We start from the raw sequence: 26,870 nt of genomic DNA, 5'->3' as shown, positions 1-26,870 counted from the left end.
TTTACGTAACCGATACACCGCATGGGATGCCAAATCACCAGAAATCTCCCGATCGGGGGGAAGACTGGTCGGCCGTCGAGAGCCAAGCGCATGTCAATCAAGACCAGCCCCCGGACCGGGGCTGTTCCTGCAACCCAATGCGGAGGTATCACGATGGCCCCCTACGGAACGGAAGACGCGCATTCACCCGGAGAACCCAGGCCCCCGGCCGCCTCGCCCCGAGTCCTCGCCCTGTCCTTCCTCGGCCTGTTCCTCGCCGCCTCGACGGTGACCGGCAGCGCCTCACCGGCCCAGGCCGCCGTATCGCATGGCGTAAGAGCCGTCGCGGTGGCCGCCTCCAAACGGGGGGCCCCGTACGCCTACGGCGCCGCGGGGCCCAAACGCTTCGACTGCTCGGGACTGACCTTCTACGCGTTCCGCAAGGCGGGACGCCGGCTGCCGCGCACCGCGGAACAACAGTACGAACAGACCCGCCACATCCCACCCGTGCAGCGGGCACCCGGCGACCTCGTCTTCTTCCCCCGGGGAGCCACCATGGGGCACGTCGGCATCTACGCCGGGGGCGGCAAGATCTGGCACGCCCCCCGGCCGGGGGGCCGGGTACGCCTCGACCGGATCTGGACCTCCGACGTGCGGTACGGACGCGCGGGCTGACAGCGCGGGCTGACAGCGCTCCCCGCGCCGGGCGGCGCCCCCTCGCGCGCCGCCCGGCCCCTTCGACCATCATGGGAGGAGGAGCCCTCGAAGGGCCGTACGGAAGGAGGCCCCAGGTGAGCGCCGAGCGCTACGAACTGGTGCTTCCCGGCGAGCCGGGGGCGGATCCGGACACCGTGGTCGTGTCCCGGACCCAGCTGACGGGACCGGGCGGCCACCCCGTGTACGAGGACCGGACCGGCATCGTACGGGCGGAGATCAGCGACCGCGGCGAGGTGCGGATGCTGCCGTCCGGCGGCCACCAGGACCCCGTTTCGGCCCTGGAGGCCCGCCCGCTGCAGTGAGGGCCCCCGGTCGCCGCCGGAACCTCACTCCCCCGTACCCGCCTCGACCGGGCGCGGCCTGCGGTGCCACCAGTGCCGGCGCCGCGGATGCACGGCGCGGCCGAGGCGCCGTCCGATCAGCAGGTACCCGAGGAGCGCGCCCGTCGTGTTCAGGATGACGTCGTCGACGTCGAACGCACGCCCGCTCACCAGCGCGCCCTGGATCAGCTCCACCAGCGTCATCAGGGCCGCCGTCACGACCGCGACCCGCAGCAGTCCGCGGGCCTGCGGGACGAGCACGGGGAGCAGTACCCCGAGCGGCACGCCGAGCAGCACGTTGCCGCCGAGCTGGCGTGCGGCTTCGCGGACGGAAGCCCCCTCCAGGTAGGCGCTGATGGAGCGGCCGGGGTGCACGTTGCTGTGCACGAGGGCCACGGAGGCGGCGGAGGGCTCCAGCGTCAGGCGGGCCAGCACCACGCTGAACAGTACGGTCGCCGCGAAGGCGCCGGCCATGGCCAGCGCCCGGACCACCGGAGACGCCGGGGGCCGGCCGAACGGCACGGGGGGCCGGTCGCGCACTCCGCCCGGGGCGATCGTCCCGCCGGTCTTCCTCGTACGCCGCAACCATAGGGGCCTCGATGTCATGCGGGCCCTTGTACCCCGGCGGCGGCGCCCAACGCGCCCTGAACGCAGATGAGTTGACTCAGGACGGGCGGGCCTCGGTGTGGCCGCAGACCCAGGCGAGGGCGTCGTGCACGCCCTGGATGTGGTCGTGCGGCACGGAGCTCTGCGGCTGTTCCTCCAGCCGTACGACCGCAGCGTCCACCTCCGCGGTCAGCAGGTCCATGCCGGGCGGACCTTCGGCGTGCACGCCCGTGACCGGGCCCTCGCGGTCCCGTCCGAGCGCCCACAGGTATCCGCTGGCGGCGCCGCGGGCGAAGGGAGTCGTCCGCTCCAGCCTTCTGCACTCCCGTTCGATGTCGGCTCGGCGGCGGGTTCCGACCATCTCTTCGCCACTGCGGTTCGTGGATCGCGTCGCCATACGTACCCCGCCTCCCCGGGTTCGCCGCGGCCCGCCCCGCGTGCGAGCGGGGCGTCTCCTCGGCGCGTCTGCCCGGTCACGCGCAGGGCATGCCGGCCGGGCACGACCGGAGCACCGTACGGCCGCACGGGACAGCGCCCGTACGCCCGCACGGGGTCCGCGCATCATTTCGGCTTTCGGGGGCACCTCGGTGATCAGTCCCGTGAACCGGCCCGAAAGGACCTTCCATGTTGATGCCGTCCCCGATCGTCGTCCGCTCCCTCCTCGCCCGGTACGCCTCCCTGGCCGGCCAGGACTCCGCTGCCGCGCGGCAGGAGCTGGAGCAGGTCTCGTACACCCTCTGCGTCACGACGGCGACGACCACGATCGAGGACGCCCTGGCCGCGGCCGAGGTACTGGCCGAGCGCGAGGTGCCGACGGGCCGTCAGGAGATGAGCACGGCTGCCGCGTAGCCGACGGCGACGACGCCGCTGCACCCCCTCGCGGCCGTCACCGCGCGGCGACCGCGTGCCCTATGCATGAATCGGGGCAAACTAGGCAGACGGTGAACAACGCCCATCAGTACAGATTCGGAGTTTCGTCATGGCTGAGCACACCCCCACCCCGCACTACACCGTGCCGGGGATGTCGAAGGAGGAGGCCGTCCGCGTCGTCGAGGTGCTGCGCATGCGGCTGCACTCGCTCAACGACCTGGCGCTGACGCTCAAGCACGTCCACTGGAACGTGGTGGGACCCCACTTCATCGCCGTCCACGAGATGCTGGACCCCCAGGTGGACGCGGTACGGGAGATGATCGACACCACCGCGGAACGCATCTCCACCCTCGGCGGCGTCCCCGCCGGCACCCCGGGCGCACTGGTGGCCGAGCGGACCTGGGACGACTACGACGTGGGCCGGGCCGACGCCGTCGCCCACCTCGGCGCGCTGGACTTGGTCTACGCGGGTGTCATCGAGGACCACCGGGCCGCGATGAAGACCACCGATGAGCTGGACCCGGTCACGCAGGACATGCTCATCGGCCAGCTGGCGCAGCTGGAGCTCTTCCAGTGGTTCGTCCGCGCACACCTGGAGAGCAGCGGCGGGCGCCTGAGCACGGCCGGCGCCCACACCCTGGACGAAGCGGCCGATCAGGCACTGCGGGACGCCCGCCGGACGGCCTGATCCCGGTAGGCACGCCGGGGCCGCCCGCTCCCCCGAGGGAGGCGGGCGGCCCCGGCGATGCTGTGCGCGGCGCCCGGTGGGCGCGCGCTCGTCCTCGGCGGAGTCCCCGCTCGCCCTCGGCCGTCCTCAGTTGAGGGAGGCCTCCGGCGGCGCCGGCTTGGGCGCGGGCCGTCCGGTGACCAGCCGGTCCGCTTCGATCTCGGCGAAGACGGACTTGCCGGTGTCGTGCGGGACGGTGCCCCAGCGGTCGGAGAGGCGCTGCACGATGTACAGCCCCTGCCCTCCGGGGGTCCCCCGCTGGTGCCTCTCGCGCGGACGGGGAGGCTCGGGGTCCCCGTCGAACACCTCGATGCGCAGGGATTCCCCGGCGACCAGCAGCAGCTGGTGGCAGCCGCCCGCGTGGACGCCGGCGTTGGTCACCAGCTCGGAGACGATGAGCAGGGCGTCGTCGGCGGTCTCGGTGCCGTCCCAGCCCCAGTCGCGCAGCACCTGCTTCGCGAACTCACGGCCCTTGGCGACCTGGCCGCTGGTACCGCTGAGGGTGAGCCGACGGCGCTGGCCCATGACCGGTGGTCCGGTGGGCAGTGGATCGCTGGTGTCCGATCCGATGGTCTTCACTGTGGTCTCACCCCCGTCTGTGACGCTGATCGACGTGTATCGCGAATGGCCGGTTCGGCCGGGCAACGGGCCGGGGCGGATCCGCCCTCGGTGCCTCAGGTGTTGCGTATGCCCGGTCTGACCACCCGGACACGTGGGTACTCCGATCGGCGCAGTGCCGCTGGGTCGCGCGGGCAGGACGCGCGGCGGGCACGAGCGGGCTCAAGGCGCGGTGAGTGCGGCGTCGACGGTGGTGTCGATGGTGAACACGGTGTCCGCGCCGGTGATCTCCAGGAGCCTCAGGAGCTGCTGGGTGGGTGCGGCCAGTCGCACCCCGAGGCCGGCCTTCTCCGCGTCCAGACGCGCCGCGAGCAGCAGGTTGAGGCCCGAGGAGTCGCAGAAGCCCAGGTCCGTCAGATCGATGACCAGCCGGTTCGCGCCCGACCGGACGGCCTGCTCCAAGAGCGGCCGCACGGCGCCGAGGCCGTCCAGGTCCAGGTCTCCGGTGATCGCGCACACCACCGCGCCCGTCCCGCTCGTGCGGAGCCCGGCTCCGTGCGGTCCGTCTGTGGCCGTGCCCCCCTGTGGAGTCACTTCGTCCTCTCCCGGGTTGCCAGTTCCCACGTCAGCCTCTCCGTCGCCCCTCGTGCCGTACTGGCGCAACTTTACAGGCGCCGGTGGCGGCCGGGGAGCCCCGCGGGCCGCCGCCCTGCGCGGGGTCAGATGCCGCTGACGTGGAGGCGCAGGGTGAGACCGGATTCCAGGGCCCGGATCTCGACCAGGTCGCAGAGCTGGTGGATCATCCACAGGCCGCGGCCGCCGTTGCCGGACGTCAGGGACGGGCGCCGGCGGCCGGCGAGGGCGTTGGAGAGCCGGCCGCCGTCCCGGATCTCCGCGACGACGCCGCCCGCGGCCGTGCTCCACAGCCGCAGCGTGCCCTTGCCGCCTCCGTGGGCCAGGGAGTTGGCGGCCGCTTCGCTGACGGCGAGTACGAAGTCGCCCCGCCGGGCCGGTTCGAGATCCGCCCCGCGGACCCAGTTCTCGGCGTGTTCGCGGACCTGGGCGAGCCCGCCGCCGGAGTATTCCAGGAGGAGGGGCTCGTCGCCGGGCTCGGGAAACGGGAGGTCGCAGTCCGAACAGACGACGTCGGCGTCCGTGTAGTGGGGGCTGACGGCGTCCCGGCCGTCCTCGATCACCGTGGGGTGGGTGCGCCGGGCATCGGCCACCACCTGCGACGACAGACCGGAGAGGTCGTACGGGCAGAGGATGGTGGCGGGCCGTCCGGCGAAAGCGGTGTTGATGAGCGCCTCGTGACGGGTGGCTTCGAGGATCTCGCCTTCGGTGCGGCCCGGCCAGATCGGCTCTCCGACGATGCGCGGGGCCCGGCCGGGGTTGCGGTCCGCGAAGCCCTGGAGGGCGGCCAGGATCCGGCCGGGGTTGCGGCCCAGCTCCCTCATGTCCACGCAGTCGATGCCGTCGGCGTCGCTGCCCAGGCTCTCGCGCAGGGCGTCGAGCTGCGGGCCCGGCACGGCGAGGAGGACCGGCTCCTGCGCCGCCACAGCCGCGCGCACGAAGGCGCCGACACCGGCCGTGTACTCCTCCAGGTCCCGGTAGAAGAGGGCGGGATGGATGAAGTCGGCGGGCTCTGCGGCCGCCGGAACAGGGGTGACGATCATGCTGCGACCTCCAGCGCGGCACATTCCTCCGGAAACAACTCGGCCACTTTGCGCAGCGAGTACGGGGGCTTGTGGAGAAGGAGGCTCCGGCCCTTCCCGGTCAGTGAGTTCGAGACGTCCACGAGCACGGCGACGGCGCCGGGGTCGAGGAAGGTCACCGCGGACAGGTCGAGGTGGACGATGGGACCGGGCATCCGCGCGAGGGCGGCGAGCGCGGAACGCAGGATGTGGCGGGAGTCGACGTCGCCGCTGCCGCACAGCCGGATTCCGGAGCGGTCCCGCATCGGGACGGCGGCCAGGGCGGCCGGCAGGGTTCTCAGGCCGTCGGCCGGGGGCCGGGGGACGTCGGCGCAGGCGGTGTGGGCCCGGGTGAGCAGGTCGGCGGTCGGCCCGGGGATCAGGCGGCGGTCGAAGAGGCAGAGCCCGGTGAGCGGGAGGTCCGCGTAGACCTCGCGGTCCAGGCGCAGTTCCGATTCCAGGATGCGGTCGACGTCCGCCCCCTCGCGCGCCGACCAGGACATCTCACCGAGGACCCGCAGGCCCGTGTGGCCGTCGGCGAGGGCTTCGGTACAGGCCGCGCGGAACATGGAGATGACCCAGTCCGGGTCGAAGGGGACGCGGCGCAGGTAGGACCGTTCCGTTCCGGTCACGCTCAGGCGGGCGTCCCGGCGGGCCCCGTCGACGTCGATGTGGCCGCGTCGCAGTACGTCGATGACGGCGCTGGGCTCGGTGCTGTCGGCGCTGTACCAGACGCGCTGGCCGCGCTCCAGGCCGTTGCTCACGAAGCGCACCACGGTGTCCGCCCACGCCAGGTCGCTGTCGTAGGCGAAGGAGGAATGCTCACCACGGGCAGCCGGGTACCGGCTGTGACGAGGGGGCGGGGTCACGTCTTCCCTCCGGGGGCGGGCGGTTGGCCGGGTCGAGTGACAAGGCTACCGCCGGTCCTTGTCGGCACCGGCCCGCCCGCCGCCTCGGCGGGATGTGCGGACAGGATTCAGGAGGCGAGCATGCCGCTGCGCAGCCGCGCCAGGGTGCGGGACAGCAGGCGCGACACCTGCATCTGGGAGATGCCCAGCTCGGCTCCGATCTCGGCCTGGGTCTTCTCCTCTCCGAAGCGCATCTGCAGGATGCGGCGGTCCCGCTCGTCGAGTTCGGCCAGCAGGGGGGCGAGGGTGTGGAACTCCTCGAAGAGTTCCATGGCGAAGTCGGCTTCGCCGAGGGTGTCGGCCAGTGACCGGGTCCTGCGGCCCGAGGCGGAGTCCTCTTCCGAGCCGGCGGAGGCGTCGAGGGAGTCACTGGTGTAGCCGTTGGCGGCGACCAGCCCCTCCACGACCTCCTCCTCGCTCAGTTCGAGGTCCTGGGCGAGTTCCTTGACGGTCGGGGCACGGCCGAGGAGGTCGGTGAGGGCCTCCCGGCTCTTGGCGAGTTCCGTGCGCAGCTCCTGCAGGCGCCGCGGGACGTGCACGGCCCAGGTGGTGTCGCGGAAGTACCGCTTGATCTCGCCGGTGATGAAGGGGAGCGCCAGCGTGGCGAACTCCACCTCGCGCTCGGGGTCGAACCGGTCGATCGCCTTGATCAGGCCGATCGTCCCCACCTGGAGGATGTCGTCCATGTCGACGCCGCCGCCGGCGGAACGGGCGCGGAAGCGGCGGGCGGCGAAGTGGACCAGTGAGACGTTCATCTCAATCAGCGTGTTGCGCGCGTACTGGTACTCCGGGGTGCCCTCCTCCAGCGAGCGCAGCCGCAGCAGGAAGACGCGCGAGAGCTGCCGCGCGTCCGACGGGGCCACCTCGCGGGCGTCGGCGATCCGCGGCAGTCGGCCCTCGGGTTCCTCGGTCGTACGGCCTGTGGCCGGTGCGTCCTTCAGGTCTGTGGTGCGGACCGGGTCTACAACTGCGGCGGAGCGAGGCATGGGGGACCTTTCCTCCCGACGACGGACGGCTGACGACGCTCGCTTGCCCCGAGAATTGCACTCCACACGGCCTTGATGGAAGTTTCTTCCGAGACGGTGCTCACGGGCCCATCGGGGGCTTCCGGCCGCCCGGGATGTGGTGGACTACGTCCCGGCGCGTGACGCAAGGGCCTGTGTCCCCGTCGGTGACGAGGTGTCGGAAGATGGTGGGGAAGAGATGACGAACGCTACGGTCACGCAGGGCTCGGGGCCCGGTTCACCGGGCGCGGTGGGCGAGCCGGAACTGCGCCAGCTGCTCGCCGGACTGACGGCGGTGCGTGACGGTGACTTCGGCACCCGGTTGCCCGACGGGGCCGATGGGCTCCTCGGCGAGATCGCGACCGTCTTCAACGGCATGATCGACCAGTTGTCCCTGTTCACCTCGGAGGTCACCCGGGTGGCCCGCGAGGTCGGCACCGAGGGGACGCTCGGCGGTCAGGCCGAAGTGCCGGGCGTGTCCGGCAGCTGGGCGGACCTGACGGACTCCGTGAACGCGATGGCGGGCAACCTCACCACGCAGGTCCGCGACATCGCGCAGGTGGCCACCGCCGTCGCGCGGGGCGACCTCTCGCAGAAGATCGCCGTGGACGCCCGCGGGGAGATCCTGGAGCTCAAGGACACCGTCAACACGATGGTCGACCAGCTCTCCGCGTTCGCCGACGAGGTCACCCGCATGGCCCGCGAGGTGGGCACGGACGGGATCCTCGGCGGCCAGGCCGACGTCAAGGGCGTCTCCGGCACCTGGCGCGACCTGACCGATTCGGTCAATTTCATGGCCGGAAACCTCACCGCCCAGGTGCGCTCCATCGCCCAGGTCGCCACGGCCGTCGCCAAGGGCGACCTCTCGCAGAAGATCCGGGTCGACGCCCGGGGCGAGATCCTGGAGCTCAAGGACACCATCAACACGATGGTCGACCAGCTCTCCGCGTTCGCGGACGAGGTCACCCGTGTCGCCCGCGAGGTGGGCACCGAGGGCAACCTCGGCGGACAGGCCACCGTGCGCGGGGTCTCGGGCACCTGGAAGGACCTGACCGACAACGTCAACGTGATGGCGTCGAACCTGACCGGGCAGGTGCGCTCCATCGCCCAGGTCGCCACGGCCGTCGCCAAGGGCGACCTCTCGCAGAAGATCACGGTCGAGGCGAAGGGAGAGGTCGCCGCGCTCGCCGGGGTCATCAACACGATGGTCGACACGCTGTCCGCGTTCGCCGACGAGGTCACCCGGGTGGCCCGCGAGGTGGGTACCGAGGGGCGCCTCGGCGGCCAGGCCCGTGTCCCGAACGTGGCGGGCACGTGGAAGGACCTCACCGACAACGTCAACTCCATGGCGAACAACCTGACCGGTCAGGTCCGCAACATCGCCCTGGTGACCACCGCCGTCGCCAACGGCGACCTCTCGAAGAAGATCGACGTCGACGCCCGGGGCGAGATCCTCGAACTCAAGACCACGATCAACACGATGGTGGACCAGCTGTCCTCCTTCGCGGCCGAGGTGACGCGCGTGGCGCGCGAGGTCGGCAGCGAGGGCCGCCTCGGCGGCCAGGCCGAGGTCGAGGGTGTCGAGGGCACCTGGAAGCGGCTGACGGAGAACGTGAACGAGCTGGCCGGGAACCTGACGCGCCAGGTGCGGGCCATCGCCGAGGTCGCGAGCGCGGTCGCCGAGGGCGACCTGACCCGCTCCATCACCGTGGACGCCTCCGGTGAGGTGGCGGAGCTCAAGGACAACATCAACTCGATGGTCGGCTCCCTGCGGGAGACCACCCGCGCCAACCAGGAGCAGGACTGGCTCAAGTCCAACCTGGCGCGCATCTCCGGCCTGATGCAGGGCCACCGGGACCTGTCCGCCGTCGCCGAGCTCGTCATGGACGAGCTGACGCCGCTCGTGGACGCCAGCTACGGCGCCTTCTACCTCGCCGAGGAGAGCGAGGGCGAGACGTGGCTCACGCTCATCGGCTCCTACGGCCGGCCCGCCGGAAGCCCCGCCTCCGTACGTCTTCGGCGCGGTGAGACCCTCGTCGGCCAGGCGGCCCGCAGCCGGAGGATCATCGTGGCCGACGAGGTGCCGCCCGGCTACGTCGTCTCCTCGGGGCTGGGCCGCTCCGCCCCGGCGGGACTGATCGTGCTGCCCATCGTCGTGGAGGAGCAGGTGCTCGGCGTCATCGAGCTCGCCACCTTCAAGACCTTCACCCCGGTGCACCGCGACTTCCTGGGCCGCCTGATGGAGACCGTCGGCGTCAACGTCAGCACGATCGTCGCCAACGCACGCACCGATGAACTCCTGGGCGAGTCCCAGCGGTTGACGGTGGAGCTCCAGGCGCGCTCGGAGCAGCTCCAGGTCCAGCAGGACGAACTCCAGCGCTCCAACGCCGAGCTGGAGGAGAAGGCCGCCCTCCTCGCCACCCAGAACCGGGACATCGAGACGAAGAACCTGGAGATCGAGCAGGCCCGGCAGGAACTGGAGGACCGCGCACAGCAGTTGTCGCTGGCCTCGAAGTACAAGTCGGAGTTCCTGGCGAACATGAGCCACGAGCTGCGCACGCCGCTCAACAGCCTGCTCATCCTCGCCCAGCTCCTGGCGCAGAACCCGACCCGCAACCTCACGGCCAAGCAGGTCGAGTACGCCGGGATCATCCACTCGGCGGGCTCCGACCTGCTCCAGCTGATCAACGACATCCTCGACCTGTCCAAGGTCGAGGCGGGCAAGATGGACATCAACCCGGAACGGGTGTCCCTCAAGCAGCTCCTGGGCTACGTGGAGGCCACCTTCCGGCCGCTGACCACGCAAAAGAGCCTCGAGTTCGAGATCGTGACCTCGCCCGGGGTGCCGGTCGACCTGCTGACCGACGACTCGCGGCTGCGTCAGATCCTGCGCAACCTGCTGTCCAACGCGGTCAAGTTCACCGAGCACGGCCGGGTGGAGCTGCGGATCGAGCCCGCGGTCTCCGAAGAGCTGCCCGGTCACCTGGACCGGGCCGGATCGGTGGTGGCCTTCCGGGTCGCCGACACGGGCATCGGGATCGCCGAACAGCACCTGGAGTCGATCTTCGCCGCGTTCCAGCAGGCCGACGGCACCACGAGCCGCAGATACGGGGGCACCGGGCTCGGCCTGTCGATCACGAGGGAGATCGCACGGCTCCTCGGCGGTGTGGTCACGGCGCGCAGCGTGCCCGGCGAGGGCTCGGTCTTCACCCTGTACCTGCCCGTCTCCTACGACGACTTCCACGACCTCGTCCTGGAGGGGCAGGTCCTGGAGGCGGCGCCGGAAGGCGACCCCGAGGCGATCGACGGCCCCTCCGGTGCGGTGTCAGCGCTCCCTCCCGCCGGTGAGGACGCGCGCCACCCCCGGCGGCTCCTGGTGATCGAGGAGCGCAACAACGGCCTGCTCAGTCTCGTCGCGGAGAGCGCCGCCCGTGATCTTGCCGCGGGCCGTGCCGCCACCGGTACCGAAGAGCAGGTGGAGGTGGCGACCGCCGTCACCGCCGTGGAGGCGGCCACCGTCCTCGCGCAGGCCTCCTTCCACTGCGTCGTCCTCGACCTGGGCAGCGACGGGGAGGCCCTGCGCTTCCTGGACGCCATGGCGGGCGACTCGGCCCTGGCTTCCCTGCCGGTGCTCGCCCACGACGGCCGCCGGCTGACGACGGCGCAGCGGACGGAACTGGCCCGGCACTCCGCCCACCAGCCGCTCGAGGTCCTCTCCAGCCTGGACGAGCTGCGCGAACGGATAGCGCTCCACCTCTCCGCGGAGTGGCCCGGGGCCGTACCCCCGCTGGTGCGGACCGGCGCGCCCTCGCCGGCCTCCGGCCCGGCGGCGCACGTCGACGACCGCCTGGCGGGCCGGTCGGTCCTGGTGGTCGACGACGACGCCCGCAACCTGTACGCGATCAGCGGCATCCTGGAACTCCACGGCATCGAGGTCCTGCACGCCGAGAACGGCCGCAAGGGCATCGACGCCCTGGCCGCCAACCCCGGCATCGACCTGATCCTGATGGACGTGATGATGCCGGAGATGGACGGGTACGCGGCGACCGCCGAGATCCGGCGCATGCCCGCCTACGCGGGGCTGCCGATCATCGCGGTCACCGCGAAGGCGATGCCCGGCGACCGGGAGAAGAGCTTCGCGTCCGGCGCCAACGACTACGTCACCAAGCCGGTCGACGCGAACGACCTGATGTCCCGGGTCCGGCGCTGGCTGCTTCCGCAGGAGTCCGCCCAAGGAGCCGAGAGTGCCGCCGGTGCCTGACGTACGACTCCCCTCCCCCGCCGAGAAAGCCGGTCCACGGTGAACACGCCCACGTATGCAGGAGACGAGTCCGGTGACGTCCGGGCCGTGCCCGAGCTACGCCCGCGCCACGGCGGCGACGGCCCCGGTCCCGGCTTCCCGCCGGTCCGCACCGACGCGTCCCCGGCGGTGACCGACGCCGGCCGACTGGCCGCCACCGTCGAGCGGCTGCGCCAGGAGGTGCGGGAGGCCCAGGCCGCCGCGGACGGCCGGGCATTGGTCGAAATGGCCAAGGGCGTGCTCGTCGGCCGTCTCGGGTGCGGTCCGGCCGAGGCGGCGCGGCAACTGGCCAAATTGGCCGAGCAGTCGGGTACGACCTTGCTGGCGCTGGCCGTCGATGTCGTCAACCAGGCGGCGCGCGACCACGTGAGCGAGGTCGCGCGGGAGTTCCTGGAGAACGCCGCCCAGTCGGCCCCCGTCGCCGGCGCGAGCACGCCGGCCGTGCGGCTTCGCGCCGCCGAGAGCGGGCTGCTGGCCGCCGCCGACTCCCAGGCCGTGGCCGCGGCCCTGCTGGATAACGCCCTGACCGCTCTCGGGGCGCACGGTGTCGCGATCTGGGTGGCGGGCTCGGATTCCTCCCTGACGCTCGTGGGGCACGCGGGCTTCCCGGAGGAGGAGGCGAGCCGGTGGCGCTACGTCCCGCCGGAGGTGGCGACCTGCGCCCATCTGGCTCTGGACAAGCGCGAGTTGACCGTCGTACCGCGGTTGAGCGACTCAGGTATCCCCTCCATCGGCCGGCGCCAGCACCCGGGAGGCGGCCGCGTCGTCGTGCCCGCCGGTACCGGCGGCCGCATCCACGGCGTGCTGGAAGTGTGCTGGCCGGAGCCCTTGGAACCGCAGTCCCCGCAGGTCCTGCGCCAGCTGGAGGCGCTGGCCGAGCTGTGCGCGCACACCTTGGGCGACCAGGACGTGACCCCGTCCGCCGAGCCCGAAACCCCGGAGCACGGCGTCGCCGGAGTGGCCGAGATGGTCAACCTCGCCGACAACCTGTACGACCCGGCACTCGTACTGACGCCCTGTCTGGACCTGGGCAGCCGGCTGGTGGACTTCCGCGTCCACCACGCGAACGACCGCTTCATCGACCCCGCCGGGCGGCCGCGCACCTCGGTGTGCGGCTCGTCGTTCCTGGAGGCGTACCCGGCGGCCGCCGAGGACAGCGGTCTCTTCGACAAGCTCGAACGGGTCTACGCGACGGGCGAGCCCTGCCGGACCCAGCGGATGGCGCTCACCGCGTTCGTGGACGACGTCCCCCTCACGGCGATCGCCGACGCCAGCATCAGCCGCCACGGCGCGGCCCTGCTGCTCATCTGGCGGATAGAGGACGAGACGGCGCGGCTGGCCAGCCTGCTCCAGCACGCCCAGCGACTCGGCCGTGTCGGCGGCTTCGAGGAGAACATCACGACGGGTGAGATCACCTGGAACGGGCAGCTGTTCACGCTCTACGGGCGGCCCCTGACCTCCTCCCCCGTCCCCCTGGAGGAGCTGCGCGCCCACGCCCACCCGGACGACGTGGCCTCCATCGACCGCTTCCTGCGCACGCTCCTGCACCACCGGCGCGAATCCTCGGTTGACTTCCGGCTCCAGCGCACCGACGGCATCACCCGGCACATCCGTCTCGTCGCGGAGCCCGTCCTCGACGACCGGGGCAGCCTGCACGCGGTGCGCGGCGCCTACCAGGACATCTCCTCCCAGCACTGGACGGAGGTGGCCCTCGCCGCCACCCGGGACCAGCTCGCGCACACCGAGGCGGAGGCGGCCGAGCGCAGCAGGCTCGCCCTCCAGCTCCAGCACGCCATCATGCCTCCGGCGCCCGCCCCCCTGGAGGTCCCCGGCATCCGCATCGCGGTCCGTTACCGGCCCGCGGAGTCTGAGGCGATGGTGGGCGGCGACTGGTACGACTCGGTCGTGCTGCCCAACGACAAGGTGCTGCTGTGCGTCGGCGACGTCGCCGGGCACGGCATCGAGGCGGCCACCGGCATGGTCATCCTGCGCAACGCCCTCCGGGGCCTCGCGGTGACCGGCGCCGGGCCCGCCCAGCTGCTGTCCTGGCTCAACACGGTCGCCCACCACCTGACCACCAACGTGACCGCCACCGCCGTGTGCGGCATCTACGATCCTCGGACGCGGGCACTGCGCTGGGCGCGCGCCGGACACCTGCCGCCGGTCCTGGTACGGGGTACCGAGGCGCAGGCCTTCCCGATGGCCCACGGGCTGCTGCTGGGGGCGCTGCCGGACGCCGACTTCGAGGAGGAGGAGGTGCGGCTGGAGCCCGAGGACACGTTGCTGATGTACACCGACGGGCTCGTCGAGCGGCGGGACGTCTCCGTGACGGACTCCCTTTCGCAGTTGCTCTCCCTCGCGGCGCGGGAGGCGGATTCCCTGGACAGGCGGGTCGACCGGCTGCTGACGCACAGCAGGTCCGACACCGACGACGACACCTGCCTCATCGGTATCCAGGTCCGCTGAGCGGCGGACCCGGTCCCCGGCTCACTCCGGGACGGGTTCTCCGTGCGGGTCGGCCACCCCGGGCGGGTGGAAGCAGGCGCTGATCGCCTTGCCGCCGTGGCAGGCGTGGACGTCCATCGTGTCGGCGAGTGCGTCCACGATGCCCAGGCCCCGGCCGGAGGTGGCGGTCGCGTCGGCCTCGCGGGGCCTGGGCAGCCGCGGATCGGCGTCGGCCACGCTCACGTGCAGGCAGTGGCCGTCCCACGTCAGGACGAGGTGAGCGGTCTCGGCGGCGTGGACGTGGGCGTTCGCGACCAGTTCGGAGACGCTGAGCAGGATCGAGTGGACGGTGTCCGGGGCGTCGGCCGCCCAGTCCAGCGACGCGAGGTGCTCGGCGGTCCACTGGCGGGCCGCGCGGACCCCGTTCGACACCGGAAAAGACCGGGCCCACCCGACTGCCCTCATCGCCATCATCCTCACCGTTTCCCTTCGTTGCCAAGTGCCGCTATCCGCGCCGCCGTCGGTGCTGCGATCGCCGCCGCTCCATGCCGCTTCGCCTGCCGACGACGCGAGTACCCCGCACGGCCGGGGGCATCCCCGGGGCCCGCGCCGGACTCCGCGTCCGCGAGGCAGGTGTAGCCCCGCGCAACCGGGGCAGCCGAGGGCCAAGATCGTCCGGCTTTCCCGAAAGGATCCGCCCATGCTGATGGCCCACCCGGCTGTTCTCTCCGGTCTCGTCGAGCGCTACTGGGCGCTGGCGGTCCTGTGCGCCCACGACGACACTCCGCAGACCCGCGGGCGCATGGACGACGTCGCGCACACCTTGTGCGTCGCGACGGGCACCTCCAGTGTGGACGCGGCGCTCGCTGCCGCCCGTTACCGCCTCCCGGGCGCACGCACCTTCGACGACTCGGTCCTGGCCAGTTAGGGCGTGTCCTTCGGATCAGCCGGGCCGCCGCGGGCCCGGCATGATCCGAAAGACACGCCCTAGCGCCGGTCGGGACTCCTCGCGCCGCTGCCCTGCTCCTTTGACGAGGGGCGGGGCAGCAGCGTGCGGGCCGCGGGCTTGCGGTGCTACGCGCCGGCGGTGATGCGGGCGCACTCCCGTACGACGGCGCCCAGGTCCCCCGTCTTGGACAGCAGTTCCCGCTGGATGCGCGCCCCGTTGCCGCGCTCGAAGAGCTCCTCTATGCCCTGGCGGGCCGCCGCGGCGTCGCCGTGGTCCTCAAGGGCTTCGCGCACGTGCTCGAACAGCGCGTCCACCACCACGCGCGCCGGCGCCTCCAGCATCGTCGTCGGGTGGATGAGGGGTCCGTCTATGCCCGAGCGGGCCGCCCGCCACGACGCCAGCCGCAGCAGGCTCACCCCGATGCGAGCCGGGGGCTGACCGGCCTCGTAGGCGCGTGCCGCCGTTTCCACGAGCCCCCGTACGAGCGTGGCGAGCAGGACGGTGGTGGAGGGGTGCAGGCAGACGTCCGCGACCCGGATCTCCACGGTGGGGTAGTTCGCCGCGAGCCGGGCATCGAAGTAGATCATGCCCTGGTCCCGGAGCACCCCGGTGCCGACCATGGCGGAGACCTGCTCGTGGTACCGGTCCGCGCTGCCGAAGATCTCCGTCGGCCCCGCGGAGGGCCACCGGTTCCACACCCGGCTGCGGTAGCTCCCGTAGCCGCTGTCCTGGCCCTGCCAGAAGGGCGAGTTGCCGCTGATGGCGGTGAGGACGGGCAGCCAGGGCCGGATGCGGTCGATCACGGCCACGCCCTCTTCGTCGGAGTCGACGCCGACGTGGACGTGGCAGCCGGACGTCAGCTGTTCCTGCGCCGTGAGGCCGAACCGCTCCGCGACCCACGCGTAGCGTTCCCCGGCGTTGGCCGTGGGCCGCACGGGCAGCGGCGAGGTGGCGAGCGCCGCCACCTCGGCGCCGGCCTTCGCAGCGTGCCGGGCCGCCTCGGAGCGCCACCTGACGATCTCCTCCGTCAGCTCCCCCATCTCCGTCACCGGTTTGGTGGAGAATTCCACCTGCTCGCGCATCAGCTCCTTCTCGAAGGTGCCTTGCTCTTCGGCCACGGCATGCCGCTTCGCCTCGGCCAGGACCGCGCCCGACACGGAGAGCGGTTCCCCGCTCTCCGATCCGACCAGCAGGAGTTCCTCTTCCACCCCGACGCTGCGCAGACGCACTCGCACCACTTCCGTTCGTTTCCTCTGTACCGATGGTGCGCGGCTGCCCCGGCCCGGGCCCGCCATGCGCTACGGCTTGTTGGCGATGGCTCCGAGGTACTGGTTGAGCGACTCCAGGCGGGCGTCGAGTCGCTCGGTGCTCTGGGCGACGTCCTGGAGCTCCCGCGCCGCGGCGAGGACCGCGAGGACCAGGGCACGGGCGGCCGGGTCGCTGACGTCGCGCAGCGCCGTGCGGGCTTCGTCGAGGAGGGGGGACGGGACGGGAACGGTCGATTCCATGTCTGTCTCCTGTCAGGGGGATCCATCGGGGGGCTGTGAGGGGGGAACCGTCGTGGGGAGTCGTCGGGGCAACTGTCGTGTCGGGAGCGAGGGGAGCCCGCCCCGCCGGGTCAGCGGCTGCTCCGCTTGAGGTTGTAGACCAGGATGAGCAGGGCCGCCGCCATCAGCGCCAGGTGCAGCCATACCGGGCCTGCCGGAACGTGTTCACCGGCCGTCGTCTTCCACATCTCCGCTGCCTTCCGCCGGGGCGTAGCGCTCTGTCATTGCCGTGTTACCGCGCTTGCCCGCGATTCGGGCGGCGACGCGCCCGCCGGCGCTGGGCCCGTCAGGTTTCGCCCGCCCTCGAGTGGACATCCGCCAGGCATGAACGACACCCCAGCTCCGCGCGACAAGGACGACCGCGACGGCCGGGTCCGGCCCACGGAGCCCGTACCCGGATCGGGCCCCGGCCATGGCTCCGGCGCTGACCCCGGCCCCGGCTCCGGCTCTGGCCCCGGCCCGGGCCCCGAGGTGGAGCGAAGGGCACCGGATGAGCCCACGGACCTGCCCGGCAGGTCGTGGGGGGCCGTGCTGAAGCGGACCGTCCGGGAGTTCCAGAAGGACGAGCTGGCCGACCGGGCCGCCGCCCTCACCTACTACGCCGTCCTGTCCCTGTTCCCGGCGCTGCTGGTGCTGGTGTCGCTGCTCGGGGTGGCCGGGAAGTCCGCCACGCAGTCGGTGCTGGACAACCTGCAGAAGCTGGCGCCGGGCGCGGCGCGGGACGTGATCTCCAACGCGGTCCGTCAGCTCCAGGGCGGCACGGGACTCGGCTCGGTCCTGGCCGTCGTCGGTCTGATCGCCGCACTGTGGTCGGCGTCCGGGTACGTGGCGGCGTTCATCCGCGCGTCCAACGCCGTCTACGACGTGCCCGAGGGGCGGCCCGTGTGGAAGGTGCTGCCGCTGCGGTTCGCGCTGACGGTGGCGCTGCTGGTCATGGCGTGCGCGAGCGGGCTGATCGTGGTGTTCACCGGCGCTCTCGCCCGGCGCGCCGGTGACGCCCTGGGTCTCGGGAACACCGGCGTCACGGTGTGGTCGATCGCGAAGTGGCCCGTTCTGGTCATCCTCGTCACGATCATGATCGCGTTGCTGTACTGGGCTTCCCCCAACGCGAAGGGCCGCGGGTTCCGCTGGATCACGCCCGGCAGCTTCCTCGCCCTGCTGATCTGGATGGCCGCCTCCGCCGGCTTCGCGCTGTACGTGGCGAACTTCGGCTCGTACAACAAGACGTACGGCACGCTGGCGGGTGTCATCGTCTTCCTCATCTGGCTCTGGATCACCAACCTGGCCATCCTGCTCGGCCTCGAGTTCGACGCCGAGATGAGCCGGCAGCGCGCGATCGCGGGCGGGCTCCCGCCCGACCGGGAGCCGTACGTCGAACCGCGCGACACCCGGGAGTGGAGCGAGGAGGACAAACGGCGCGCGGAGTGACCCCTCGTGTCCTGCCCGGATCGGCGGGCCGGTCGGCCGATAGTGGAGCGGTGGGCAACGGATCGCAGGAACAGGGGCCGGGACGGCCGGGGCAGGGCGCGCCGCCGCAGGGCTCCGGCGGCGGGGGCATCGACTGGTCGGGCCCCGTCGGGGCGCGGGCGTTCGCGGAGGTGGAAGCGTCCACCGACTGGCTGCTCGGCTACCCGTTCGTCTTCGAGGCCCTGTCCCACCGGATGGGCGCGGGCGCGGTGCTCGTCGACTACGGCTGCGGGCCGGGCCGGGTGGCGGACCGCGCGGCGCGGACGCTGGGAGCGCGGGTAGTGGGCGTGGACACCTCTCCCGAAATGCTGGAGCTGGCCCGGCGGACGAGCCCGGCGGTGGCCGAGTACCACCTGGTCCAGAACGGCCGGGCGACCGGCCTGCCGGACGGGTGCGCGGACGCGGTGATGTGCAACCACGTACTGGCCTCCCTGGCGACCGAGGAAGCGGTGCTCGGGGTGTTCGCCGAGATCCGCCGCCTGCTCCGGCCGGGCGGGCCGTTCGTGCTACTGGGCACCGACCCGGCCTGTGCGGGCATCGAGTACGCCTCCTTGCGCGTGGGCCGGGCGGGGGCGGTGTACGGGCCGGGCGAGGAGATGCCGCTCGGGCTGCGCCGGACGAACGGCTCCTGGCAGGAGGTGCGCAACCACGCCTGGCCGGTGGACGTACTGGCGGCCCTGGTGGAGCGGTCCCGCTTCCGTGACGTGTTCCAGCGCCGGCCGACGGTGGCGGAGGCCCTCCCCCTCGCGGAACCCGGCCTCGCCGGGCGCTTCCCCTGGACGGCGGAACGCACCCGCCCCCCGCTGGTCATCACGACGGCGGTCGCGGCGTGAGGCCGCGGGCCGGCAGGTGCCGGTCGGTATCGACGCTTGACCTCAACCGGACTTGAGCTCCTACGTTCCTCCCAGAGCCGCAGGAACCGACCGGCGGCGCATTTGCACGGAGGTTCGCCGTGAGCGAGCGCACAGCCGACATCGAGGTACCCGACCGCTACCGCTACGCCGTGATCCCCCACATCATGGTCGACGACGCCGCCGCGGCGATCGACTTCTACCGGCGGGCGTTCGGCGCCCGCGAGGACTTCAGGCTCGACGCTCCGGGCGGCGGGGTCCTGCACGCCGAGATCACCATCGGACGCTCGGTCCTGATGCTGGGTGACGCCGGCGTGGACGAGGCGGAGGCCGCGTCCTTCGCCGCACCGGCCGCGCTCGGCGGAGGCACGTCCGTCACCCTGCACGTCTTCGTGCCCGATGTCGACGAGCTGGCCGTGCGCGCGGAAGCCGCCGGCGCCGAGATCCTCCAGCCGCCGAAGGACATGTTCCACGGTGACCGCACCGTCATCCTCAGGGACCCGTCCGGTCACATCTGGGTGTTCCTGACCCACGTGGATGACGTCTCACAGGAGGAGCTCCGGCGTCGCCTGGCCGCCGCCGGGTGACCGGACCGGGACGGCGGCCGGGTCCCGTCCGCCCGGAGGGCCTACTCGTCCGTCAGGGACGCCGTGACGGTGAACAGGGCTCCGTCGGGGTCACGCAGGGCGACCCAGCGCTCGGTGGCGTTCTCCTCGATGTCCGACATGATCCGGCCGCCGAGCGCCGCGGCCGCCTCCAGGGCCGGTTCCAGTGCGGGGACGCGGAAGTGGACCCGCCACCGCGGCCGGACCTGCGGCTGGAGCGCGGCGGTCTCCACCGGGCCGCTGTTGAGCCGGGCGACGGGCTCGCCGAGGTGGCGCAGGACGACCTGGTCGTCCTCGTAGGAGATCTCCACGGGCCCCTTGGTCCACTGCAGCACCTCGCCGTAGAAGAGGGCCGCGTCGAAGGCGTTGAGGGTGAGCAGTTCCAGCCACGCCGGGGCGTGGCCGGAGCCCACGCGCCAGCCGGAGAAGACGATGCCCTCCCAGATCCCGAAGACGGCGCCGTCGCGGTCGGTGGCCAGGGCGCCGCGGCCGCCGGTGTCGAAGGAGACGGGCCCCACGCCGACCGTTCCGCCGCGCTCCCGGATCCGGGCGACGGTCTCGTCGGCGCTCTCGACGGCGAAGTAGGGCGTCCAGGCGGCGGGCACTTCGAGTTCCCCGGCCAGGGCCCCGATCCCGGCGACCGGGGCGCCTTCCACCTCGGCGACGGCCAGGCCCTCACCCAGCCCACCCGGCCGGAACGACCAGCCGAGTACCGCGCCGTAGAAGCGCTGGGCGGCCTCCAGGTCCCGCGTCGCCAGACTCACCCAGCACGGAGCGCCCAGGGCATCACCCGTCGAATCCTGCACAGCCGCGCTCCGTCCCTCAGCCCGATGCCGGGGCGCCACGGCGGCGGCCCCCCTCAAGAGGTACCGTCCCGGCCGCACCGCCGCCGTCATGACGCGCCGCACGGCCGGGGGCTTGATCAACGCGCCCGGGCCTGGCCCCGCTCGGGCAGGTCCTCGTCGGCGGGGAGGGCGGCGAAGCCGCGGCGGGGGGCGCCCGTGGCGGTCGCGGGCGGTTGTTTGCCGCAGAACGCCGCTTCGAGGGTGCCGCCGAGCGCCGTGTTGGCTTCGCCCCGGTTGGAGGTGTTCGCCATGGCGGCGAGGGTGCGCCGGCCGTCGCGGGTGGCGAAGGCGTAGGTGTAGAAGCCCTGGACCGTGCCCGTGTGGCCGTAGACCGAGGTGCCGCAGGACAGGTCGTAGCGGCGCAGGCCCAGACCGTAGAAACGGGTGTGCGTCGCGTCGGTGGGCGTCATCGTGAGCATGGCGTCGAGGGTGCGTGCCGGCAGCAGCCTGCCGCCCAGCAGTGCGGAGACGAAGGTGTTCAGGTCGGCCGCGTTCGAGATCATCGCCCCGGCGGACTGGGCCCAGGAGACGGTCTGCTCGGTGGAGTCGACCGGCCCGGCCCCGGCTTCGTCGGGGTAGAGGTAGCCGTGCGCGTGCGGGCCCTTGATCTCGGTGCGGGGGTGCACGTAGGAGGTGTTCCTGAGTTTCAGCGGCTTGATGATGCGCCGCTCGTACTCCTCGGCGACCGGGTTCCCGGTGGCCTTCTCGATGAGCATGCCGAGGACGACGAAGTTGGTGTTGGAGTACGAGTACGCCGCGCCGGGCTGCGAGGTCCGCGGCTCGCGCAGGGAGAGGTTCACCAGTTCGCGGTAACCGAACACCTTGTTGCGGACCGCCTCGAAGCCGGGAACGGTCCGGGCGAACATCGCGTTGGTGTAGTCGGCGAGCCCGCTGCGGTGGGTGAGCAGGTGACGCACCGTGATCCGGTCGTCGGGCAGCAGGCCCGGCAGGTAGTGGTTGACGGGCTGGTCCAGGCCGATCCTGCCCTCGTCGACCAGCTGCAGCAGCACCACACTGGAGAACGTCTTGGTGACGCTGCCGATCCGGAAGCGGGAGTTGGGGTCCATGGCGGCGCCGGTGGTCCGGTCCTTGACCCCGACGGCCCTGGTCCGTACCCCCGTCGGGCCGGTGAGGCGCGCCATGGCGCCGGGTGCTCCGGCACCGGTCGTGTTGCGCAACGCCCGGGTCAGGGCGTCCAGATCGGGCGCGGGCGGGCCGCTGCGCACCGTGGGCGCGGTGGGTGCGGCGTACGCGGTGGCGGCGGGCGCGAGCCCGGTCACCACCGCGATCAGGGCTGCGCTGACGGCCAGGCGACGGTCCATGGTCAGGGACACGTTGCTCCTCAACTCGGTTCGCGGGGGCCAAGTGGCGGTGGCAGCCTACGCACGCACGGGCCCCGTAAGGGGCCGTCAGTACCGGTGCGGGCGAACTCGTTCCCCCTCAGGCGTACGTTCCGTCCGCGAGGGAAGGTAGGCCCCGTGCCGACGGACGACGAGACCCTCGATGGATTCGCGGCCGAGCTACGACGCCTGCGCCGGCGGCGCAACGTGTCGCTCTCGGACCTCGCCCGCTCGATCCACTACAGCAAGGGCTACCTCAGCAAGATCGAGAACGGGCGGAAGCCGCCCACCCCCGATGTCGCCCGGCGGTGCGACGAGGTTCTCGACGCGGGCGGTGAACTGCTGCGCCTGGTCCCGCCGGTACCGGCCGTCCCCCAGGCCCGCGCCGGGGACGACGGGCCCGGCCCCGCGGGTTCCGGCGCGGTCTGCCCGTACCGGGGCCTGACCTCCTACGGGCCCCAGGACGCGGAGTGGTTCTTCGGCCGTGACAGCGCCACCGCCGAGCTGACCGGCCGGCTCGCCGAGCGGATCGGGCACGGGGCCGTGGCGGTGGTGGCCCCGTCGGGCGCCGGGAAGTCCTCGCTGCTGCGCGCCGGGCTGCTGCCCGCGCTGCGCCGGGGGGCGCTGCCGGTCGCGGGGTCGCAGGACTGGCCGGTGGTGGTGTGCGCGCCGGGGGCCCACCCCCTCAAGGAGCTGCTGCGCTGCGCGGCGGACGTGCTGGGGGCGGCTGCGGCGGGGATCACGCCGGAGGAACTGGCGGACCGTCCGGACCGGCTGCCGCACGCGGTGGCCGGTTCCCTCGGCCGGCCCGGGCTCGTACTCCTCGTCGACCAGTTCGAGGAGGTGTTCACGCTGTGCGAGGACGACCGGGAGCGCGGGGCCTTCGTGCGCGTGCTGCACTCGCTGGCCGCCTGCGCCACCACCGCCGTGGTCATCGGGCTGCGGGCCGACTTCTGCGGGCACTGCCTCGGCCATCCGGAGCTGGTGGAGGTGTTCACGCACGGCCTGTTCGCCCTCGGCCCGATGTCCGAAGGCCAGTTGCGCCGGGCCATCTCCGAGCCCGCCGCACGGGCCGGGCTGACCCTGGAGGTGGGCCTGGTCGAGCTGCTGCTGCGCGATCTCGGGGACCGCTCGGCAGCCCACGCCGGTTCCCTCCCGCTCCTGGCCCACGCCCTGCTCGGCACCTGGCAGCAGCGCAGCGGCAGGACCCTGACCGTGGCCGGCTACGAGATGACCGGCGGGATCCACGGAGCGGTCGCACGCACCGCCGAGTCGGTGTTCGCCCGGCTGGAGCCCGCGGAGCGGCGCATCGCGCGCCACCTGCTGATCAGGCTCGTGCACATCGCGGACGGTGAGGGTGCCCAGACCCGCAGGCCGGTCGAACGGGACCGGCTGCTGCGGCAGGTGGCGGATCCCGGGGCGGGCGGCCGGGTCCTGGACGCGTTCATCGAGGCCCGGCTGGTGACCGCCGACGGGGCGTCGGTGGAGATCACCCACGAGGCTCTGCTGCGGGCGTGGCCGCGCCTGCGCGAGTGGATCGAGTCCGACCGGGCCGCCCTCGTGGTGCGCCAGCGGGTCTCCGACGCCGGGGCCGAGTGGGTGCGGGGCGGACGTGATCCCAGCCTGCTGTTCCGGGGGTCGCGGCTGGCCGGGGTGCGGGAGTGGGTCGAGCGGCAGGACCCGTCCCAGCTGGGGCCCGAGGAGCGGGAGTTCATCGCGGCGTGCGAGGCCGAGGAGGAGCGGCGGAGCCGGGCGGTGCGGCGCCAGAGCAGGATCCGCCGGGCCCTGGTCGTCACTTTGGCCGGTTTGCTGGCGGTCGCGCTGGCCGCCGGGGCGCTGGCCTTCCAGCAGCGTTCGCAGGCGCTGGACCAGGGGCGTACGGCGCAGTCGCAGGCGATGGCGGTACGGTCGCGGTCGCTGGCGGCGGGGCAGCCCGAGGCCTCCATGCTGCTCGCGGCGGCCGCCTACCGCACGGCGCCCACCGCGGAGGCCCGGGGGGCGCTGCTGAGCAGCCAGTCGCAGTACTTCGCCGGCCGGCTGCGCGGGCACGCGGGAGCGGTCAACTCGGTGGCGTACAGCCCGGACGGCAAGGTGCTGGCCTCGGCGAGCTCGGATTCCTCGGTACGGCTGTGGGACGCGGACGGGCGCCGGCTCGTCGGCACGTTCACCGGGCACACCGGGGCGGTGGCATCGGTGGCCTTCGCGCCCGACGGGAGCCGGCTGGCGACGGCGGGGGCGGACGGGACGGTGCGCCTGTGGGACGTGGGGGCCCGGCGGCTGACCGCCACCCTGACGGGGCACCGTGGCGGTGTGCGTGCGGTGGCGTTCAGCCCGGACGGGCGCACCCTGGCCTCCGGCGGCACCGACCACACCGTGCGGCTGTGGGACGTACCGGACGGCGCCGCGCGGACGGTGCTGACCGGGCACGAGGACGCGGTGATGGCCGTGGCGTTCAGCCCGGACGGCTCCCTCATCGCCTCCGCCGGGGCCGACCGCAACGTGCGGCTGTGGGACGCGGCGGACCTCGGACGGGTGGTGGTGCTCTCCGGTCACACCGATCAGGTGCTCGGGATCGCCTTCTCCCCGGACGGCAGGACCCTGGCCTCCGGTGGCGCGGACCGGACCGTGCGGTTGTGGGGCATGCCGGGGGGCGCGGAGGGGGCGGTGCTCACCGGCCACGGCGACGACGTGAACGCGGTCGCGTTCAGCCGTACGGGCGACAGCGTGGTCAGCGCCAGCGGTGACGGCACGGTCAAGTCGTGGGATCCCGTCACCCGCAAGGTGATCGCCACGCTCTCGGGTCACACCGACTACGTGCTCGCCGTCGCCGCCGGGCCCGGGCAGCAGCTCGCCACCGGCGGGTTCGACCAGTCCGTGGTGCTGTGGGACCCCGGCCGGGCCGCTCTGGCCACCCGGCCGTTCACCGAGGCGTGGCAGTCGGCGTTCTCCCCGGACGGCCGACTGCTGGCGTCGGCGCAGGCGGACCACACCGTACGGGTGTGGGAGCCGGGCCGGCGCCGGCTGCTGACCACCCTGACCGGCTGCGGGGGGTCGGTGTTCTCCGTCGCGTTCTCGCCGGACGGGCACCTGGTCGCCGCCGCGGGGGCCGACCGTACGGTCAGGACCTGGAAGGTGGCGGACGGGAAACCGGCCGCGGTGTTGACCGGCCACGGCGGCTCGGTCTTCGCGGTGGCGTTCTCCCCGGACGGCAGGACGCTCGCCTCGGCCGGCGCGGACCACACCGTGGCCCTGTGGGACGTGGGCACGGGCCGGCGGGAGGCGACCCTCGACGCCCACCAGGACTTCGTCAACGCCGTGGCGTTCAGCCCGGACGGGCGCACGCTGGCTTCCGGTAGCGATGATCTGACGGTACGACTGTGGGACGTGACGGATGTACGGACCGCCGGGCACGCGCCGCGGGCCGTACTGCGCGGCCACACCGGCTCGGTGCGCGGCGTCGCGTTCTCCCCCGACGGGCGCATCCTCGCCAGCGGCGGCAACGACGGAACGGTCCGGCTGTGGGACACCGCCCGGCTCACCACGGCCGCCACCCTCGCCGGACACAGCGGGTCGGTGCGGGCGGTGGCGTTCAGCCCCGACGGCAAGGTGCTGGCCAGCAGCGGCAGTGACCAGAGCGTGAAGCTCTGGGACCCGCGGCGCGCCGAGCAGACCGCCACGCTCAACGGCCATACGGGAGCCGTGTGGGGCGTCACCTTCGACCCGGCGCGGCCGGGAACGCTGGCGAGCAGCAGCAACGACGGGACCGTGCGGCTGTGGAACACCGGCATCGCGCAGCGCGTTGCCGGGCTCTGCCGCCTCCTGGGGGACACCGGGCCCGAGCGCTGGGCCGGGCTACTGCCCGACGTCCCCTATCGGAGCGTGTGTCCGGCCGACGCCGGCTGAACTGCGGGAGGGGCCCGTTTCCCCGGGGGTTTCCCGTTTCCCACCGGCAAGGGCGACGCGTGGCGTCTCGACAGCGGCGCCCGCCGCGGCCCAGTCTCGAACCACCGCAGCCGGTGGCCGAGTTCCGTGGCAACCGCCGTCACCGGCCGGCCGTGCGGGCTTTGCGGCCGTCGGCGCGGAAGCCGGCGACCACGAGGCACGTCACGGAAGACCACGTGGTGGGTCACGAGGCCCACCGGCCACGAGGCCGTCGTCGGGAACACGACGTCGTCCGCAGGACAACGGGGAGAACGGGGAAACCAGGTATGCGCACCATCCTGCACAAAGCGAGGCGGTCCGTCGCGGCGGTCGGTCTCCTGGCGCTCTGCGCGGTCGGGGCCACGGCCCAACAAGCGGGCGCCGCACCGGCGTGGAGGGCCGAGGGGGCACCTTCGGCGGGCGCGGCGGCCGCCGAAGGCAGCTGTGACGTCCTCGCGCCCGGCGCGGCCGCTGCCGCACAGGCCGCGGTCCGGGCCGCCTGCTCGCAGATCGGCGTCTGGTACACGTGGGGAGGCGGCCACGGGGCGCAGCCGGGCCCCACCTACGGGCAGGTGGACCCCACCGATCCGGCGAGTCAGCACGACCCGGAGCGGCGCGGGTTCGACTGCTCGGGGCTCGTGCGGTACGCCTACGCCCAGGCCACCGGTCAGGACATCTTGGCCGGCACCTCCAACGCCCAGTACCACTCGTCCCGGGTCACGGCGCGTTTCGGCGCGTCCCAGGGCACCGGTCCACTGCTGCCGGGTGACCTGCTGGCCTGGGGCGGCGACAACTCCATCCACCACATCGCCGTCTACCTCGGCGCGGGAAAGATGGTCGAGGCCCGGCAGTCCGGCACCCACGTGATGGTGAGCGACGTCCGGCTCGGCGGCGACTACAACGGCGCCGTGCGCATCGCTGCCGACCCGGGGCAGGGCGGCACCTTCTCCACGTGGGGCACCGACGTGTGGACGCACAGCGAGCCGTCCACGACCAGCGGGCGGGTCCACAAGTTCGACGGCCCGACGCAGGTGCGGATCAGCTGCCAGAAGCACGCCCAGCCCGTGGACGCCGAGGGCTACCACAACGACGCCTGGTCCTACCTGCCCGACTACAACGCCTGGATCACCAACATCTACGTCCGGGGTGCCGCCTGGCTGGACGGCGTCCCCACCTGCCCCTGACACACCTTCACCCACACCGCACACACAAGGATC

24 protein-coding genes are annotated in these 26,870 nt (G+C 72.8%); 12 read left to right on the top strand and 12 right to left on the bottom strand.

The features are described from left to right. Positions 1-153: 153 nt before the first annotated feature. Positions 154-654: a C40 family peptidase gene (locus OG861_RS28450; protein WP_329192725.1), complete on the top strand. Its 501-nt coding sequence runs from the start codon at positions 154-156 to the stop codon at positions 652-654. A 116-nt stretch (positions 655-770) separates the two neighbouring features. Next, positions 771-998: a DUF6296 family protein gene (locus OG861_RS28445; protein WP_329192727.1), complete on the top strand. Its 228-nt coding sequence runs from the start codon at positions 771-773 to the stop codon at positions 996-998. Between the two features lie 24 nt (positions 999-1,022). Here the strand turns inward: OG861_RS28445 and OG861_RS28440 are convergent, their stop codons facing one another. Together OG861_RS28440 and OG861_RS28435 are read right to left on the bottom strand one after the other, a co-directional pair. Further along, entirely contained in the window at positions 1,023-1,622 is a 600-nt protein-coding gene (locus tag OG861_RS28440) for a VanZ family protein (RefSeq protein WP_329192729.1), read from the bottom strand. Positions 1,623-1,680: 58 nt separating this feature from the next. Next, on the bottom strand, positions 1,681-2,019 hold the full coding sequence (locus tag OG861_RS28435) for a hypothetical protein (protein WP_329192731.1): 339 nt from the start codon (positions 2,017-2,019) through the stop codon (positions 1,681-1,683). A gap of 227 nt (positions 2,020-2,246) precedes the next feature. Here OG861_RS28435 and OG861_RS28430 point away from each other — a divergent pair, with 227 nt between their 5' ends. Further along, positions 2,247-2,471: a DUF5133 domain-containing protein gene (locus OG861_RS28430; RefSeq protein WP_329192733.1), complete on the top strand. Its 225-nt coding sequence runs from the start codon at positions 2,247-2,249 to the stop codon at positions 2,469-2,471. 130 nt (positions 2,472-2,601) lie between these two features. Next, positions 2,602-3,180 (top strand): Dps family protein, encoded by a 579-nt coding sequence (locus tag OG861_RS28425; RefSeq protein WP_329192735.1) that lies wholly within the window; start codon positions 2,602-2,604, stop codon positions 3,178-3,180. 126 nt (positions 3,181-3,306) lie between these two features. On the opposite strand, the gene OG861_RS28420 is transcribed toward OG861_RS28425, so the two are convergent. The 5 genes from OG861_RS28420 to OG861_RS28400 all read right to left on the bottom strand — a co-directional run bounded on the left by OG861_RS28420 (position 3,307) and on the right by OG861_RS28400 (position 7,365). After that, entirely contained in the window at positions 3,307-3,798 is a 492-nt protein-coding gene (locus OG861_RS28420) for an ATP-binding protein (RefSeq protein WP_329192737.1), read from the bottom strand. Positions 3,799-3,999: 201 nt separating this feature from the next. Beyond that, entirely contained in the window at positions 4,000-4,371 is a 372-nt protein-coding gene (locus OG861_RS28415) for an STAS domain-containing protein (RefSeq protein WP_329192738.1), read from the bottom strand. A 125-nt stretch (positions 4,372-4,496) separates the two neighbouring features. Beyond that, entirely contained in the window at positions 4,497-5,453 is a 957-nt protein-coding gene (locus OG861_RS28410; RefSeq protein WP_329192740.1) for a sensor histidine kinase, read from the bottom strand. Next, positions 5,450-6,340, bottom strand: a complete 891-nt coding sequence (locus OG861_RS28405; protein WP_329192742.1) for an MEDS domain-containing protein — start codon at positions 6,338-6,340, stop codon at positions 5,450-5,452. The genes OG861_RS28410 and OG861_RS28405 overlap by 4 nt, the downstream gene beginning before the upstream one ends. A 107-nt stretch (positions 6,341-6,447) precedes the next feature. Continuing rightward, the gene (locus OG861_RS28400) at positions 6,448-7,365 is read right to left on the bottom strand and encodes a SigB/SigF/SigG family RNA polymerase sigma factor (protein ID WP_329192744.1); all 918 of its coding nucleotides are present in this window, start codon (positions 7,363-7,365) and stop codon (positions 6,448-6,450) included. A 217-nt stretch (positions 7,366-7,582) separates the two neighbouring features. Here OG861_RS28400 and OG861_RS28395 point away from each other — a divergent pair, with 217 nt between their 5' ends. After that, positions 7,583-11,644, top strand: a complete 4,062-nt coding sequence (locus OG861_RS28395) for a HAMP domain-containing protein (RefSeq protein ID WP_329192746.1) — start codon at positions 7,583-7,585, stop codon at positions 11,642-11,644. 87 nt (positions 11,645-11,731) lie between these two features. Beyond that, positions 11,732-14,149 (top strand): SpoIIE family protein phosphatase, encoded by a 2,418-nt coding sequence (locus OG861_RS28390; protein WP_330261898.1) that lies wholly within the window; start codon positions 11,732-11,734, stop codon positions 14,147-14,149. A 21-nt stretch (positions 14,150-14,170) separates the two neighbouring features. Here OG861_RS28390 and OG861_RS28385 read toward each other — a convergent pair whose 3' ends face one another. After that, on the bottom strand, positions 14,171-14,593 hold the full coding sequence (locus tag OG861_RS28385; RefSeq protein ID WP_329192751.1) for an ATP-binding protein: 423 nt from the start codon (positions 14,591-14,593) through the stop codon (positions 14,171-14,173). A gap of 235 nt (positions 14,594-14,828) precedes the next feature. Here OG861_RS28385 and OG861_RS28380 point away from each other — a divergent pair, with 235 nt between their 5' ends. Further along, on the top strand, positions 14,829-15,056 hold the full coding sequence (locus tag OG861_RS28380) for a DUF5133 domain-containing protein (RefSeq protein ID WP_329192753.1): 228 nt from the start codon (positions 14,829-14,831) through the stop codon (positions 15,054-15,056). 146 nt (positions 15,057-15,202) lie between these two features. Here the strand turns inward: OG861_RS28380 and OG861_RS28375 are convergent, their stop codons facing one another. Further along, positions 15,203-16,300 (bottom strand): glutamate--cysteine ligase 2, encoded by a 1,098-nt coding sequence (locus OG861_RS28375; protein WP_329201972.1) that lies wholly within the window; start codon positions 16,298-16,300, stop codon positions 15,203-15,205. A gap of 75 nt (positions 16,301-16,375) precedes the next feature. Next, positions 16,376-16,585: a hypothetical protein gene (locus tag OG861_RS28370; RefSeq protein WP_329192754.1), complete on the bottom strand. Its 210-nt coding sequence runs from the start codon at positions 16,583-16,585 to the stop codon at positions 16,376-16,378. Between the two features lie 363 nt (positions 16,586-16,948). Here OG861_RS28370 and OG861_RS28365 point away from each other — a divergent pair, with 363 nt between their 5' ends. The 3 genes from OG861_RS28365 (at position 16,949) to OG861_RS28355 (ending at position 19,529) form a co-directional block, all read left to right on the top strand. Next, on the top strand, positions 16,949-18,052 hold the full coding sequence (locus tag OG861_RS28365; protein WP_443056428.1) for a YihY/virulence factor BrkB family protein: 1,104 nt from the start codon (positions 16,949-16,951) through the stop codon (positions 18,050-18,052). Positions 18,053-18,102: 50 nt separating this feature from the next. Beyond that, a complete protein-coding gene (locus tag OG861_RS28360) occupies positions 18,103-18,924 on the top strand; it encodes a class I SAM-dependent methyltransferase (RefSeq protein ID WP_329192756.1) in 822 nt (273 codons plus the stop codon). A gap of 119 nt (positions 18,925-19,043) precedes the next feature. Beyond that, on the top strand, positions 19,044-19,529 hold the full coding sequence (locus tag OG861_RS28355; RefSeq protein ID WP_329192758.1) for a VOC family protein: 486 nt from the start codon (positions 19,044-19,046) through the stop codon (positions 19,527-19,529). A 41-nt stretch (positions 19,530-19,570) separates the two neighbouring features. Here OG861_RS28355 and OG861_RS28350 read toward each other — a convergent pair whose 3' ends face one another. Both OG861_RS28350 and OG861_RS28345 read right to left on the bottom strand, forming a co-directional pair. Further along, on the bottom strand, positions 19,571-20,311 hold the full coding sequence (locus tag OG861_RS28350; RefSeq protein WP_329192759.1) for a VOC family protein: 741 nt from the start codon (positions 20,309-20,311) through the stop codon (positions 19,571-19,573). Positions 20,312-20,469: 158 nt separating this feature from the next. Beyond that, a complete protein-coding gene (locus OG861_RS28345) occupies positions 20,470-21,714 on the bottom strand; it encodes a serine hydrolase domain-containing protein (protein WP_443056744.1) in 1,245 nt (414 codons plus the stop codon). A 156-nt stretch (positions 21,715-21,870) separates the two neighbouring features. Between OG861_RS28345 and OG861_RS28340 the strand changes: the two genes are divergently transcribed. Together OG861_RS28340 and OG861_RS28335 are read left to right on the top strand one after the other, a co-directional pair. Then, complete coding sequence (locus OG861_RS28340) at positions 21,871-25,635, top strand: nSTAND1 domain-containing NTPase (protein ID WP_330261897.1); 3,765 nt, start codon at positions 21,871-21,873, stop codon at positions 25,633-25,635. Positions 25,636-25,940: 305 nt separating this feature from the next. Continuing rightward, positions 25,941-26,837 carry a C40 family peptidase gene (locus OG861_RS28335; RefSeq protein ID WP_329192764.1) on the top strand — a complete coding sequence of 299 codons (897 nt, stop codon included), beginning with the start codon at positions 25,941-25,943 and terminating at the stop codon, positions 26,835-26,837. The last annotated feature ends 33 nt before the right edge of the window (positions 26,838-26,870 follow it).

This window comes from Streptomyces sp. NBC_00539, assembly GCF_036346105.1.
In the GTDB taxonomy this organism is placed as follows: domain Bacteria; phylum Actinomycetota; class Actinomycetes; order Streptomycetales; family Streptomycetaceae; genus Streptomyces.
The sequence above is the reverse complement of the archived record's forward strand: the minus strand, read 5'-3'. Positions and strand labels throughout refer to the sequence as shown.

Coding starts and splice junctions, on each gene's coding strand:
- OG861_RS28450 (WP_329192725.1), top strand. CDS start 154: ATGGCCCCCTACGGAACGGAAGACGCGCATTCACCCGGAGAACCCAGG.
- OG861_RS28440 (WP_329192729.1), bottom strand. CDS start 1,622: ATGACATCGAGGCCCCTATGGTTGCGGCGTACGAGGAAGACCGGCGGG.
- OG861_RS28435 (WP_329192731.1), bottom strand. CDS start 2,019: ATGGCGACGCGATCCACGAACCGCAGTGGCGAAGAGATGGTCGGAACC.
- OG861_RS28430 (WP_329192733.1), top strand. CDS start 2,247: ATGTTGATGCCGTCCCCGATCGTCGTCCGCTCCCTCCTCGCCCGGTAC.
- OG861_RS28425 (WP_329192735.1), top strand. CDS start 2,602: ATGGCTGAGCACACCCCCACCCCGCACTACACCGTGCCGGGGATGTCG.
- OG861_RS28410 (WP_329192740.1), bottom strand. CDS start 5,453: ATGATCGTCACCCCTGTTCCGGCGGCCGCAGAGCCCGCCGACTTCATC.
- OG861_RS28400 (WP_329192744.1), bottom strand. CDS start 7,365: ATGCCTCGCTCCGCCGCAGTTGTAGACCCGGTCCGCACCACAGACCTG.
- OG861_RS28395 (WP_329192746.1), top strand. CDS start 7,583: ATGACGAACGCTACGGTCACGCAGGGCTCGGGGCCCGGTTCACCGGGC.
- OG861_RS28385 (WP_329192751.1), bottom strand. CDS start 14,593: ATGAGGGCAGTCGGGTGGGCCCGGTCTTTTCCGGTGTCGAACGGGGTC.
- OG861_RS28380 (WP_329192753.1), top strand. CDS start 14,829: ATGCTGATGGCCCACCCGGCTGTTCTCTCCGGTCTCGTCGAGCGCTAC.
- OG861_RS28370 (WP_329192754.1), bottom strand. CDS start 16,585: ATGGAATCGACCGTTCCCGTCCCGTCCCCCCTCCTCGACGAAGCCCGC.
- OG861_RS28365 (WP_443056428.1), top strand. CDS start 16,949: ATGAACGACACCCCAGCTCCGCGCGACAAGGACGACCGCGACGGCCGG.
- OG861_RS28345 (WP_443056744.1), bottom strand. CDS start 21,714: ATGGACCGTCGCCTGGCCGTCAGCGCAGCCCTGATCGCGGTGGTGACC.
- OG861_RS28335 (WP_329192764.1), top strand. CDS start 25,941: ATGCGCACCATCCTGCACAAAGCGAGGCGGTCCGTCGCGGCGGTCGGT.